The 12,561-nt window shown below is 65.7% G+C and carries 12 protein-coding genes; all 12 read right to left on the bottom strand.

Going from position 1 to position 12,561, the window contains the following annotated elements; all coding sequences use genetic code 11:
• Positions 1 to 265: 265 nt before the first annotated feature.
• Complete coding sequence (locus ABD981_RS13720; RefSeq protein WP_123954398.1) at positions 266 to 640, bottom strand: hypothetical protein; 375 nt, start codon at positions 638 to 640, stop codon at positions 266 to 268.
• A 429-nt stretch (positions 641 to 1,069) separates the two neighbouring features.
• Positions 1,070 to 1,876 carry a sigma-70 family RNA polymerase sigma factor gene (locus ABD981_RS13715; RefSeq protein ID WP_046907306.1) on the bottom strand — a complete coding sequence of 269 codons (807 nt, stop codon included), beginning with the start codon at positions 1,874 to 1,876 and terminating at the stop codon, positions 1,070 to 1,072.
• Positions 1,877 to 2,271: 395 nt separating this feature from the next.
• Positions 2,272 to 4,125, bottom strand: a complete 1,854-nt coding sequence (locus ABD981_RS13710) for a DNA polymerase (RefSeq protein ID WP_046907305.1) — start codon at positions 4,123 to 4,125, stop codon at positions 2,272 to 2,274.
• A 68-nt stretch (positions 4,126 to 4,193) separates the two neighbouring features.
• The gene (locus tag ABD981_RS13705) at positions 4,194 to 6,629 is read right to left on the bottom strand and encodes a phage/plasmid primase, P4 family (RefSeq protein ID WP_046907304.1); all 2,436 of its coding nucleotides are present in this window, start codon (positions 6,627 to 6,629) and stop codon (positions 4,194 to 4,196) included.
• Complete coding sequence (locus ABD981_RS13700) at positions 6,616 to 7,140, bottom strand: hypothetical protein (protein WP_205628148.1); 525 nt, start codon at positions 7,138 to 7,140, stop codon at positions 6,616 to 6,618. Before ABD981_RS13700 ends, ABD981_RS13705 begins: the two co-directional genes overlap by 14 nt.
• Before the next feature lie 1,039 nt (positions 7,141 to 8,179).
• The gene (locus ABD981_RS13695; RefSeq protein ID WP_240495181.1) at positions 8,180 to 8,791 is read right to left on the bottom strand and encodes a DNA cytosine methyltransferase; all 612 of its coding nucleotides are present in this window, start codon (positions 8,789 to 8,791) and stop codon (positions 8,180 to 8,182) included.
• Positions 8,769 to 9,467, bottom strand: coding sequence for a recombination directionality factor (locus tag ABD981_RS13690; RefSeq protein WP_046907300.1), 699 nt, complete (start codon positions 9,465 to 9,467; stop codon positions 8,769 to 8,771). Before ABD981_RS13690 ends, ABD981_RS13695 begins: the two co-directional genes overlap by 23 nt.
• Positions 9,468 to 9,548: 81 nt before the next feature.
• Positions 9,549 to 10,385, bottom strand: coding sequence for a hypothetical protein (locus ABD981_RS13685; RefSeq protein ID WP_046907299.1), 837 nt, complete (start codon positions 10,383 to 10,385; stop codon positions 9,549 to 9,551).
• A 143-nt stretch (positions 10,386 to 10,528) separates the two neighbouring features.
• Positions 10,529 to 11,056 carry a deoxynucleotide monophosphate kinase family protein gene (locus ABD981_RS13680; RefSeq protein ID WP_205628147.1) on the bottom strand — a complete coding sequence of 176 codons (528 nt, stop codon included), beginning with the start codon at positions 11,054 to 11,056 and terminating at the stop codon, positions 10,529 to 10,531.
• A gap of 50 nt (positions 11,057 to 11,106) precedes the next feature.
• Positions 11,107 to 11,358 carry a hypothetical protein gene (locus ABD981_RS13675; RefSeq protein WP_046907298.1) on the bottom strand — a complete coding sequence of 84 codons (252 nt, stop codon included), beginning with the start codon at positions 11,356 to 11,358 and terminating at the stop codon, positions 11,107 to 11,109.
• 89 nt (positions 11,359 to 11,447) lie between these two features.
• On the bottom strand, positions 11,448 to 12,218 hold the full coding sequence (locus ABD981_RS13670) for a peptidoglycan-binding protein (protein WP_046907297.1): 771 nt from the start codon (positions 12,216 to 12,218) through the stop codon (positions 11,448 to 11,450).
• Between the two features lie 77 nt (positions 12,219 to 12,295).
• Positions 12,296 to 12,547 carry a hypothetical protein gene (locus ABD981_RS13665; RefSeq protein ID WP_046907296.1) on the bottom strand — a complete coding sequence of 84 codons (252 nt, stop codon included), beginning with the start codon at positions 12,545 to 12,547 and terminating at the stop codon, positions 12,296 to 12,298.
• Positions 12,548 to 12,561: the final 14 nt, after the last annotated feature.

The following is a 12,561-nucleotide window of genomic DNA, read 5'->3' as shown; positions in this document are numbered from 1 at the left end:
AGAGCGGGGCTTTGTCATGCGGCTGTAGTGAACTGAGAAGGCAGGGCAAGGAAGGGCACACCTGCGGGCGGGGCCTGATCGGGCGTGCGGTCCGTCAGCCACACGCCCCACCCCGTGTCACCACGGGAGATGGGGATGCGGTGCACACTGACGCCATACCGGAGGGTAAGGCCGGCTCGGACGAGAATCTTCGCCATGCCGGCCGCAAGCTCGTACGCGTCCGGCTTGGACTCCACGCCGTCAACGAACGTACGGGTGGGCGCGCTCATGCCGCGCCCTGGTCACGCCGGTCGGCCAGTCGTCGCGCACGGTGGAGTGCTGCGATCCGTGCACGGTCATCAAGGACAACCCACGGCTCGCTGTTCGGAATCCACCGGCCGGTCTCTTCGGAGCGCTGCCAGTACCACTGAGCCACCACGTCGCCCGTGGGCAGGTGGTGCGCGGAGATGCGCCACATCAGCTCTTCGCACTCTTCCAGGAGCCCGGCCACCCGGGGCCCATGCAGGGCGAGCGCCGCGGCGAGCTCCCCGTCAGTGGCGACGGCGATGCGCCGCGCAGGCACATCGTGCGCGGGAACCCACTCCCAAAACAGACCGCCGGGTCCCTTTTGGAACACGTCAACGCGCAGGTCGACCGACACCCCGCCCGTAGACGGAGTCCGATTCGTCGTGATCTTGACCCTTTCGGAAACCATACCCACCCCACTAGATCGGACAGCTCTTCGGCTGCGACGTCGAGATTAGGCCACTCCAGCGAACCGCGCAAGAGGTTTCTTGACAGAGACATGCAGGTCAGAGGCACTATCAAACCGTCCGGTCTGCTTTCCGGGCATGACCCTGTCTCAATCCAGCCATCGGGTGGGGGTAGTTGAGGGTCGAACCGAAAAAAGGGACCGTCTTGCCGGTTTACGCCCCGCTGTGCCCACGCAGCTCGGGCAGCAGTCGTGCAGCCTCACACACAGGTCTGACAACGGTGGCGACCGTGCGGCCGGCCGCATTCCGAAGGTGCATGTCCACCAGGGCGCCGTGTCGAGTCACCGTGACCGTGCCGCCGTCGCGGGTCTGGAGCGTCACCATGCGCGTGCACCAGCTCGGTACAGCTCGGAGAAACGAGCCTTGCCCTTCTTCCGGGCTTGCCTGACCTGTTCTGTGGTCACGCCCATGTCGTCCGCCAGGTCGGCGTCCGGCCCGTCGCCGTAGTACCCGACCGGGGCAATACCGTGGTCGGCCTTGAGTACGTGGCGCTGCCGCTCGGAGAGCAGACCGAGCGTGCGGTGTACCTGGTCATGGATGACGGTCCGGCGGTGCGACGCGATGTCCGCGGGGGTGATCAGCTCGGCGGGGGTCCCGGTCTCGCGCTCGATCTTCTCGGCGAGGGTGAACGTTTCTCCGTCCTCGCACGGGACGGGCCGGTCAATGTAGTCCAGGCCGAGCCACGAGAGCCGGGCCGCATAGGCGTGCTCGGGGGTCATCCTGCGGTCGCCCATGGCGTCGCTCGCCGCGATGCGCTCGGCTTCGTACGGGTCTCCGCCTGCGAGGACAAGCGCGGACTCAAAATCTTTGGCCGCGCGGGCGGTGACTCCGGGGCGGGTTTCCGCTCGCAGCGTTTCCAACATGGTCGCGTTGACGTGTCGGTCAATGTAGGCCATGAAAGCTGCGGGGGCGTCTCCCTCGAACTTCCCTATGCACTGCCAGACCGCTATGCGGCCGGTCTGCCTGAGGTCTTCGGCAAGGGTGTTCCCGTGCTCCATGGCAGAGCCCGCATAGTAACGCGCGCGGGACGATATAAGCGTTTCAGTTTCCCGAATGATTTCCGTAATCGCGCCCAAGTCGTTGTTCTTGGCGGCGGCGATTTGGGCATGGGTGAGGTGCGTCATGGACCGTGGCTCCGTGTCTTGGGGGCTTTGGTCCCTGTGGGGACCAAGGGGGTCCCGGAACGGAGCGGAAAAGGGCATAGAAGCCCCTCGGCTCGAATGCAATGCGCCTTGCAAAAGGGCATGAAAATGCCCCGTCCCGGATGAGCAGGACGGGGCTTGCGCATTGCCTTGTCGCTGCGTGGCACCGAAATTAGGTCGGCATCACGGAGCGGACAACGCCATAGATTCGTGCGTTATCTTCGCTTAAACGGACAAAGGTTCTGGATTGGGCACGTGACCGTTATCTGACGTGTCGTCATTGCTCGATTCGTGACCAAACGGAGGGCAACCCTCCCGCTTGCTCACGTGTCCGCGCGGACGCGGTGACGGCGCTTTTCGCAGGTCAGGGCGCTGAATCAGTAGTCAGCGCCGTACAGCGAGCCCCACGAGCGACCGCCGATCTCGGGGTCAGCCGTGATGGGCACGTCGTACAGGTCCATAGACATGCAGCGCTGGAACTCCCGCGCGATGTCCTCGGCGTCACGCTGCGGCACGGACGCCAAGACTTCGTCATGGATAGGGAGGCGGCAGTATTCGAGCAGCCCGGCACCCTCGATGTTGAGTAGCGCTTGGCCGAGCAGATCACGCGCCGCAGACTGGCAGGCATAATTCACGACACTGTAAGTGCGGTCCCGGTCCAACGGGAGCCGGCGACCGGTCGCAGAAATGAAGACCATACGGTTCTGGAAAGCCTGTCGCTGCCACCGCGACGACGCGCGCTTGATCTCCGGAAAAGCCCGGTCGTAAGCGGCTACCGCTTGCGCAATCTCGGCTTCCTCGGCACCGGTCTGCTTCGCGATCGTCGCGACTCCACCCCCGTACACCTTTCCGAATCCAGCGCCCTTGAAAATCTTCCGGTGCCGCGGGGTTGCATTCTCGCCCTTGATCAGCTTTGCCGTGTACGTGTGAATGTCGAACTCGTCGCCACCGTTGATGAACCCTTCTTTCATGCGGCGGACGTTGGCGAGTGCTGCGAGGACCCGCATTTCCACGGCCTGAAAGTCGGTCGACACCATGACGTGTCCGGGCTCGGCGAGGATCGCGCGGCGGATCATGTGATCCGAGGACGGGAGTTGGTGCAGTCCGGCCGTGACGGACATGCGGCCTGTCCGTGCCGCGAGGGGCGACACGGTGGGGTGGATACGTCCCGCGGTGCTGAGGTTCGCTAGGAATGCTTCGGCGTAGGTCTTGCCCCACTTGCCGGCCCGCTTGGCCCGAAGCACCGCGTCTGCGAGGGCATTTGGCTGCCGAGCCCCGATGCGCTGCCAGTCCCGATCAAGGTCGGCAAGCGGGAGTAGGACAGTCTTATCCGTTGCGAGCGCCCCGCCCTTGGTCCGCTCGGTTAGCCGCTCACCCATGCCCAAGAGGGCTTCGGTCACCTGCGCCGAGCTGCCCACCTTCGTCACGCCGTATCGAGCTGCCACGGTCGCGTAGCGCTCGGCTTCCTCGGCGAGCCGGCCCGCGAGGGTCGACGTGTAGTCCTGGTCCACGAGCAGCCCCGCGCGCTGCATCACTGCGCAGATGCGGGCTATCTCGTGTTCGTACGTGACGAGCTGGTGCCGGACGCCGAGCCGGTCCAGCTCTCGGCGGAGCACCGGAGCGAGCCGAGCCGTCAAGATGACGTCGAGACCGGCGTACAGAAGGTACGTGGGGTGCGTGAGCGGGATACCGGCCCACCCGGTCTCTTTCGTGAACCCCAAGCTGTTGAAGACGCGCGTAAGCCCGCCCTGCGTGTCCGGGGCCGCGGGGTCAATCCACTTCGCTGAAAGGGGCTTGAGCGCGGTTCCTGCCCCGCCCTCGGATGGCTGCCGCGGGTCTATAAGCGCGGCGAGGATGCGCGTATCCGTGGTGTGCGGCGCGAGATCTTCCAGCCGTATGCCCGCGTGCTCGTCCAGGACGAGCCAGTCAAAGGCAGCGTTGTGGATGAGTACTTCGCGGCACCGCGGGATTGCCTCCCGAGCATACTGTGCGTGGTATCCGCCCTGTTCGTACAGCAGCACCCACGCTTCGTGTGCGTCGCCGAATTGCACGGTACGGAGCCGATAGCCGGCCGAGTAGATGTTGAGTCCGGTTGTCTCGGTGTCCAGCGCGATCGGTCCCCGTTCCCGGGCCCGGTTGAGCCAATCCCAAAAGAGCTTGAGATCGGTGGTGTCCTCGGGCACGTTCACGGTGACCGACTCGCCGGCCACGGTGTGGCGGAAAGTCAGCATGGGTCCCCCTAAACGAAAAGCGGGCCGCCCACCGTGAATTGGTGGACGACCCGCGTATGTGGTGTGCGTCAGTTGGCGAAGATTCCCGGCCCCGCTGCGTCGGGGCTCGCGTCGGCCTCCCGGAGACCCACGAGAGCGATACCGCGCATGGTCTTTCGGCGGTAGATTCCGCGTTCTTCCATGGCGTCATAGAAGGCGCGTCGGGTCCACCGTTCCTTTGCGGGTAGGTTTTCGGCTTCGCACCATTCGAGATACGCGTTAAAGGCTTCGTTGCCGTTCATCACGTGGTCGTCGTCGGCGGGCTCCAGGACACCGGGGAAGAAGCCGGCTAGCTGGTCGCTCGTCTCCCGGTACTCCTGTGAGGCACCCGTGATGACCTGCGGGTCTCGCAGCCCGCCCCGGTACCAGTCGACGGCCCCGCGGACCGCCCAAGCGGCGATGCCCTCGGCTTCCTCCAGTAGCTTCGCGTCCAGCTCGGTATCCCGCTCGTGGGGAGCGAAGTACCGCAGGAACGGCAACAGCTTGACGCGACGCCAAAGCCCCTCGTCCTGACTCTTAAACTTCGGCTTGTGGTTGGTCGCGAGCATCAGGAGAAACGACGGCTTGAATTCGAAGAACTCCCGTCGCAGATAGCGGGCCGAGATCATGTCCTTACCGGTTACCCGCTTTAGGATCGCTTCGGACATGGGCGCCCCGCTCTCACCCTCGGACGCCATGACCAGCCGGGCACCGCGTAGTGCCGCAATGTCGTTTGGAATGCCGCCGCTGGACTTCGCTTCAAACGTCGCAAACGGCGTCGTCTTGCTGATAGCGCGGAATACGGCCGTGAGGGTGTCGACAAGCACTGACTTCCCGTTGGCTCCCTTCCCCCAAAGCACGGCGAAGCTCTGTTCCGTGACGTGTCCGGTAATGCCGTAGCCCACGAGACGCTGAATATATGCGGGCATGTCCGGCATACCGGGGAAGATCTCGGCGAGGAAGGTTTCCCACCGCGGACACACCGCTTCCGGCCGGTAATCAAGGTCGAGCCCGTACGTGAGCATGTCGCGCATGTCGTGCAGACGGAGCCGACCCGTGCGGAGATCCACGACCCCGTTCCTGAAAGCGAGCAAATCCGGGCGGTTGTCGAAATCGGCTGCCTCTACCCGCACAGACGGAACCGACTTGAGTTCCGTCATGAGTGAGTCAATGCGGCTCGTCATCGTGAACCCGCGAGCAGCCTGTGTCTGTCCTGCGAGGACGAGAGCGGCCCCCATGCGGTGGATTTCCTGCCGGACGCGGGTGTCACTGCGGACCCACACCGAGCCATCCCACGTGTAGAACCCGAGCCCCGCGGCGTACCGGATGCGGCCCCCGCACCACGCGATCAAGGCGTGCGCGTTCATGGCGTCGCTCTCGCCGAGCTGCCCCACGAGCCGGGCCAGGATCTCGGCGGCTTCGGCGCCCTGGTCCCGGGTGACCGACTCGGCTCCGGTGCGCTCGGCAAGCTCGGCGGAGCGGGCTTCGTCCTCGGCGTCCGCGGAACCGCGTACGGGCTTGGCTGCCTTGACCGCACGGTGTAGCTCGGTGGCGAACCGCTCGGGCCCATCCTCGCGCCAGTCGGTCAAGTCCCAACCGGGGCGCGGAATTTCGAGCGCGTACGCCGTAACTCCATGCTCGGCGAGACCGGCAGCGAGCCGGGCGGTGAAGCCCGAGCCCGCCCGGTCAGCGTCGCCGGCGAGGATGACGAGCGAGCCTCGCAGCCCCTCGGCAAGCTCGGCCACCAGCTCGGGCGAGCCGGCGAGGGAAGCACCGCGGATGGCCACGGCGTCATACCCGCACGCAACGGCCGTGAGCGCGTCTCCGGGACCCTCGCAGACCAGGACCGTGCCATATCCGCCCGCGCCGCGGAACACGCCGTACGGGGACCAGCGGTGACCGCGCGGGTTGACCAGGGAGAGCCACCGCGCGGGGCAGTCGCCGGAGAGGTCCCGTCCCTGTAGTCCTCGGGCCACTCCGTCCCACCCGTGCAGCGGGACAGTGAGCCGGGGGTGAGCCCGGTACTGCCGAGACAAGTACGGGAACACGTCACCCTGGTCCCCGGGGTCCACGCCGATGCCGAGATCTATCGCGGTCTCGACATCGAGGCCGAAGCGCTTCGCGAGATAGTCCCGGGTTCGCCCGGCCCACTCGGACGACCAGTCCCCGAGGGCTGCCGACGTCCGGTCGACGTACGCGCCGAGACCAGCGACCAGACGCGTGGGTACCAGCTCGGGCCGGGCGGCGGACACCGTAGCTCCGGGGCCGGACACGTCGAATAGGTCGGACCAGCCGAGCCGTACCGCGCCGATCACGTCGCCCGTATCGCAGCCGGCACGGCAGGTGATCCGTACTTTCAGGTCCTCGCCCCGCCATAGGCGGAGGCTCGGGCGTCCGTCGTCGTGGGCGGGGCAGCGTGCGACGTACCCGCCGTCCTGGTGCTCGGCGACGTCGTCGAAGCGGGAGAGCAGATCAGCGAACAGCACGGCTCACCCCCGAGCGAGCGCGGTAGTCCGCGAGCAGAGACGCGAAGTCCCACAGGGGCAGGGACACGTACCAGCGGCCCGTGTCGAGCCCGCGCACCGTGAACGTGCCGCCGTACAGCTCGGCCATGGTGCGGCTCGTGTGCCCGAGGGCGAGCCGGACCCGGGTCCACGTACGGACAGTGAAGTGGACGCGGCCCGCGTGGACCGGGGCCCGGCGGGTCTTGTGCACGACCACGCCGTACGGGAAGCCCGCGTGCCGGGCTTCGACTTCGGCTTGCCGCAGCCACGTCGGAACAGCGGCGCTCGCCACGTCCTTACATTCGAGAATGAACGGGACCGCGTGCACGTCGCCCACGTCCGTGGCGCCCTCTTGCGCAGCCCGGCGGATGTTCATGCCGTCGAAGGGGTCCACGAACGTGCCGCGCTCGTTGACCAGCCCGAGAAACCGATTCAGGAAGTCCCGTACGGCGCTCTCCCATGCCGTACCGCGTGCCTTGTTCGGGTTAGCCAAGGTCGGCCCCCTGGCGGATGACGCAGCCCCGGCCCATGGCGTGTGCTGCCGCAGCGAGATACCGCAGCCAGTCCGGACGAGACTTCCAACCGTCGTAAAGGTGAAGCTCGTCGCCGGCCGACAGTTCGCGCACGTCCCCGATAGGGGGCGCGTAGTCGGCAGATATTTCGTAGATCATTCGTCCCCCCACACAGCAGAGGGCCGGACAACCCGTTTCGGTCGCCCGGCCCTCTGCCTGGTCGTCGCTCTTAGTGCCGCTCGCCCGTAACAGCCGGGATGATGAGCCGCACGTGTTCGGCGCTAATCCACTCCTTTCGGAGGGACCGGCGCTTCGTGAATCCGGACTCAACTCCGGTCGGCTGTACGCGCAGCATCGCGCGAAGACGCCCGTCAACAAGCCGCGTCGTCACCTTGTCCACGATGGCGTCAACCATCCGAACTCGGTTCCCCTGTCGAGCGGCATACGCCACTAGATCGTCTCGGTAAAGTTCCTCGCCGCTGTAGTCGGTGACAACACCGCGCTTACCCATGCTCGTCCCCCTTGTGATTCAGTAGATGCAGGTAGGCCGCGAAAGCCTGTTGGCTCACCACTCCGTTACCGACTGCCTTGAGCTGCCGAGCACGGTTGAGCCCCGGAATGTGAGTGATCCACCCCCGTGGCAACCCCATAAGCCATTCCGCGAACACTGCGGCGAGACGTCGACCACCGCGCGGGCCGAACTCCACAGGAATCGGGGCCGGGGTACCCATAAGCACTTCCCAGCGATGCACAGCCGGCGCGTAGTCCGCCCACCACTCGCGGGGACTATGAAAGGCGCCCGGAGTTTCCTCGGCCACTTCCGGGTCTACGGGCAGCAGATAGGAAACCTCATCATCGAGAGTCGGCCCGTGTCCGCCCGCACGTCGCTTATCCGGATGTTGCGGAGCGCCGTTCGTTCCCAGATTTGCGGTCGGTGTCTTGAAGAGTTGGTGTGCGCGTTCTTTGTCGAATAGTCGCGCCACGGCGGTAACGAGGTCCTGCCCGCCGCTACCGTCCCGCTCATCCCTCGCGAAGTCCGGCCCCTTCGTGGCGTCTGACGCCAGAGGGGTGGGGAGTAGGGGAAGCGATGAGAAACCATCTATCGCGGTGGTGGGCGGCTCCAGTTGCGGAAGCCCGATGGCAACACCATCTTGCGTCGTACCGTGCCTCGGCCAGTCCCGCGAGTACGTGCGCGAGGCCCCTGTTTCGGATGGCGGATACGTTCTCCAGGAAAATGAGCCGTGGTCGAAGAACGCGAATGGCCCCGAGTACGCTTTCCCAGATACCCGACCTCGCACCGTGAATCCCCGCCCGCTTCCCTGCGTTGCTGATGTCCTGGCAGGGGAAACCTGCCGTAATGATGTCCACCTCACCAGAAATGGTGGACCAGTCGTATTTGGTAATGTCTCCGAGATTCGGTGCGTGCGGATACCGGTTGGCGAGGATCAGAGACGCATACGGATCGACTTCCGCAACGTATCTGATTCTCTCTCCGGTCAGTGCCTCTACGGCCCGACCGATTCCGCCGTATCCGGCGCACAGTTCCAGAATCGGAATGTGGATACCCCCGTGAAAGAGGGGCCCGAACCGTGCCAGGCCCCTCGGCCGGCTAGAACGGAGTCGGCTCCGCAACCGCGTCGTTCCAGGACTTGAGAACCTTTACAACCGGCTTGAAGTACGAGACGTCTCGGCCCTTCTTGGTGGTGTACTCCACCAGCTCAATGCCCAGCTCGGCGAGGGCTTCGCCCTTGATCTTGTCGAGCGCGTTGCCGATCTCGTGCAGCGTCTCGGCGAGCTTCCATGAACCGGTCTGGAAACGGAAAAGGCCAAGGTCGTAATCCTCGGCGAGCCGGAACAGAACCGAAATGCTCGGGGACGGGCCGCGCTTCGTCTTCGCAGCCGCCTTACGGTCCTCCATCAGGGCCGGGCAGCCGCACGCCTTACCCCGGTCCTCATCCGGAGAAAGGAACTCGACACCGTCGCAGTGGTGAATGAGAACGTTGCCGTTCCACAGCTTCATGTCCGACGTGATCGCGTCCGCGCCAGCGAGAACTACCTTGACGCGCTTCGCCTCTGTCAGAATCTCGATGAAGTTTTCCGACGTGGAATCGGTCTCCTCGGGAGTACCGCCCATGAGATGAGCGATAGCGTCCGCCACGTCCGGGTCACCCGTGGAAACCTTCCACGCGGAGAGCGCTTCCGGAATGCCGTTAACGGAACGACCCGAGTGGAAGCGACCCACCGTGTCGTCAGAGAAAGAACCCTTCGGCATCGCGTCCGGGTCGGTCTCGAAAATGCGCAGAGCCATGCTGTATCCCCCTGGTTTTGGGCATGAAAAAGGACGAGACGCCTAGGTGCGCTCGTCCGTGCTTAGGTGTTTTCTGTTTGGTTAAGCGGCTCGCCGCTGCGTACCTGTGACAAGCCGGCGGACGCTCTCTGCAATTGGGACGCCGAAAACGGTCTTGGAAAGATCGCGGTCCCAGTGGAAGACGTGCCGCAGCGTCAGAAAGACATTGAAGATCTCTTCATCGATCCGGACCGGCTTGAACACCCACCCCTCGGGCGTGATGTGCAGAACCGCAGCACCGTCAATGTGCGGCATGGGCTCGGAAGTACCGTCCGGGGAAATCAGCCGGTCGGCGTGCGCGTACGCGGCAAGCTGTAGCGCGACGTCCGGATAAGCGCTTTTACTCGTCTTCCAGTCAACAACGAGCGTGTGCCACTCGCCGTTTTCATGGTCGGGCTTACCGTCCTCGCCGAGCCGCACGCGCACAATGGCGTCAAAAGAGCCCGCGTACCGGTGCTCGTCCGACCACGCCACGTCTTCGGCACGGACGAGCTGCGGGCGCACAGCGGTAAGGAATTCCGCGAAGCCGATTCGGTAGGGCTCCAGGTCGGGGTGGACTCGGCCGATCTCTTCCAGTCGAATCATGCGCTCGAACATGTCATGCGCGTCCGACCCCACCTTTGCCCGGAGCTTGGTGTATCGGGTGTGCGCGTTGCGCAGGAAGTCCACGGCGCCCGCGGGGTCGCGCTCGGCGATAGCCCGTACGGCGTCAAGGTTCTCCACGGCGGTTTCCGCGGTCATTCGAGCAGCCCAGAAAGTCAGGTACGGCTTCGGGAGCATCGAGACGATAGACGTAACGCCCGGCACCTTTTCGGCGGTGCTCGGGTTGACGTAGAAGCGGCTGCCGCCGCGCTTGATAGTCCGGATGGCTCCGGGCATGGGCGTGTCCCCCTCGTGAATGTGTGTGGTGGCGAGGGGATGACGGGATGACGGTTCAGACTGTTTTTTGGTATGCGTCTAAGAAAATAGAGAGAAAACCAAAACGGCAGCCTGGTCGTCATGCCGTCATCCCCTCGCGCTGATCAGCGCGGTACGGCGAGCCGGTCCGCAAGCGCGTACAGCTCGTCCACGGACCCGCCGTTGGTCAGCAAGGCGTCCGTGGGGAAGTCGTCTAGCTCGGTCTCGCTGCGGTGCTGCCGCTCGTCCTCGCCGGCGGGGCCGTGCTCGCCCGGACGCTCGATGCGCACCAGGAGGCAGCCGCGGGCCCGCAGCGCGCGGGCTTCGTTCTCGTACCGGCAGTCTGTGACGACGGCAGGGATGTGCCACCGCTCGGCTACGTCGAGCTTGGCGAGGGCGAGCCGGAGCCAATACCGCTCGTCCTGGTCGCGGACTCCCTGCCCGAGCCGCTGCAACGTACGGCGTACTTCCGGGCGCCCCTTGGCCCGGTCCCACCCTTCCCGCCGGACCACGTCCGACAGACGGAGCGGGATCGGCTCGAAGCCGGTCGGCTCGTGTCCCACGATGGGGTCCACATCGAGGGCGAGGGAGCGCAGCGGGTCCGCGAACGCGATACGGGCGAACGCGAACCGCTGCACCAACCGACTGCCCACGGTGTCCTTACCGGAGCCCGCGCGGCCCATGAGTGCCACGTGTCGGTAGGTCACTCCGCGGCGCCCTCGGCGTCCTGGTGCTCGGTGAGCGCGTCGGCCTGGTCGTCGTTCGGGACCGGCTCGCCGGCCGTGGCGGTCTTCCGGTCCTCGGTGCGCTGAACAGCCTCACCGACACCGAGGACAGCAGCCACGAGACCGAGGACGAGCGCGCTCGGCAGCTCGGGCCGGTAGTGCGCCACCAGGGCGAGGGCGGCGACCGCCACGGCGTAGATACGGGCCGGGTGCTTGCTGATGAACTGCATGGGAGTCCCCCTATTGCTGTGTGTGATGAATCCGGCGGATGTGCGGCCGAGCTGGTCCCCGCCGGACGGACCAGCCCCACGCGGTGTCACTACGGCTTCGGGACCCGCAGCGCGTCCCACGTCGACTTACCGGGCCACCCGTCCGCGTCGGTGCCCGTGAATCCGCGCTTTCGCTGCCACGCGGCATACGAGCGACGGTCAGAGTCGGTCCACTGCGGACCGGGCCCGGACGAGTAGCGCCCACAGCCCTCGGCCACCAGCCGGCGACCCATGGCAGTGATCAGGGCCGAGCGGGGTGCCCTACGGAAGTACGCGGCGCCCGGGAACGGCGCATAGACCGGCTTCGGCTTGTCCGGGGGCGAGCCGGCCAGCCGCTTAGCCCGGGCGACGATCTCGGGAAGCTGCGCGATGATCTTCGGCCCCGGGCAGCTCGGGTGATTGCCCCACGGCTTCCCGCCCATGGCGTGGTAACCGAGCCCGCGCCCGTTCGGGTCCGAGGTGACCTGTAGCGGTACGCCGTAGATCTTGTGGACCCACGCGAACACCTCGGCAATCCGGTCCATCTGCGCGGACGTGAGCGCGTCTCCGCCTCGCCCCTCGTTCTCGATGCTGAGCCACGAGGGGTTGCCGTATGCCTGTGCCCATGCCCGGTCGGTCGTGTCGACCCACTGCGTAAGCTCGCCACCCTTGCCCGTCCCGAAGTGAGACGAGGATCGGGCCGCAGGATTCCGGAACCAAGAATCGGTCCCGCCGAGCGTGCCCGCCATGATGTGTACGACCAGGCCCCGGACCGAACTCTGTCCGCCCTCGGTGTAGTTGATCGGAATGGGGTGCCACTTTGCCCCGCTGAACTTCGCCACGATTCCCCCTGTGTTGGGCATGAAAAAGCCCCGTCCGGTAAGCCCGGTACGGGGCGTGGAATGGTGCTGGTGGGTGTCTAAGCGCTGAGCTTGGCGACGGCGAGACCGGCGGCAACGACGGTCGCGACGGCGGTAATGAGGGCAACGGGGATCACGTACTTCGCTCGCTCGCTCTCAAGACCGCGGATGCGGGTCTCGTGGTCTTCTAGCGTCTCGTCCACGGTTTCCCCCTGTTGTCCGAGCCGCTGCACGTCACCGCGCAGCCCGACTACTTCGTTGTAGATCTCTCTTGCGCCGATGCGCACACCTAGCTCGTCCTGGTCGTCCATCTGTCCCCCCTCTG

The sequence above is a fragment of the Streptomyces showdoensis genome, assembly GCF_039535475.1.
GTDB lineage: Bacteria > Actinomycetota > Actinomycetes > Streptomycetales > Streptomycetaceae > Streptomyces > Streptomyces showdoensis.
The sequence above is the reverse complement of the archived record's forward strand: the minus strand, read 5'-3'. Positions and strand labels throughout refer to the sequence as shown.

Excerpts from the sequence above, each read along its gene's own strand:
- ABD981_RS13715 (WP_046907306.1), bottom strand. The coding sequence starts at position 1,876 with ATGACGCACCTCACCCATGCCCAAATCGCCGCCGCCAAGAACAACGAC.
- ABD981_RS13710 (WP_046907305.1), bottom strand. The coding sequence starts at position 4,125 with ATGCTGACTTTCCGCCACACCGTGGCCGGCGAGTCGGTCACCGTGAAC.
- ABD981_RS13690 (WP_046907300.1), bottom strand. The coding sequence starts at position 9,467 with ATGGCTCTGCGCATTTTCGAGACCGACCCGGACGCGATGCCGAAGGGT.
- ABD981_RS13685 (WP_046907299.1), bottom strand. The coding sequence starts at position 10,385 with ATGCCCGGAGCCATCCGGACTATCAAGCGCGGCGGCAGCCGCTTCTAC.
- ABD981_RS13675 (WP_046907298.1), bottom strand. The coding sequence starts at position 11,358 with ATGCAGTTCATCAGCAAGCACCCGGCCCGTATCTACGCCGTGGCGGTC.
- ABD981_RS13665 (WP_046907296.1), bottom strand. The coding sequence starts at position 12,547 with ATGGACGACCAGGACGAGCTAGGTGTGCGCATCGGCGCAAGAGAGATC.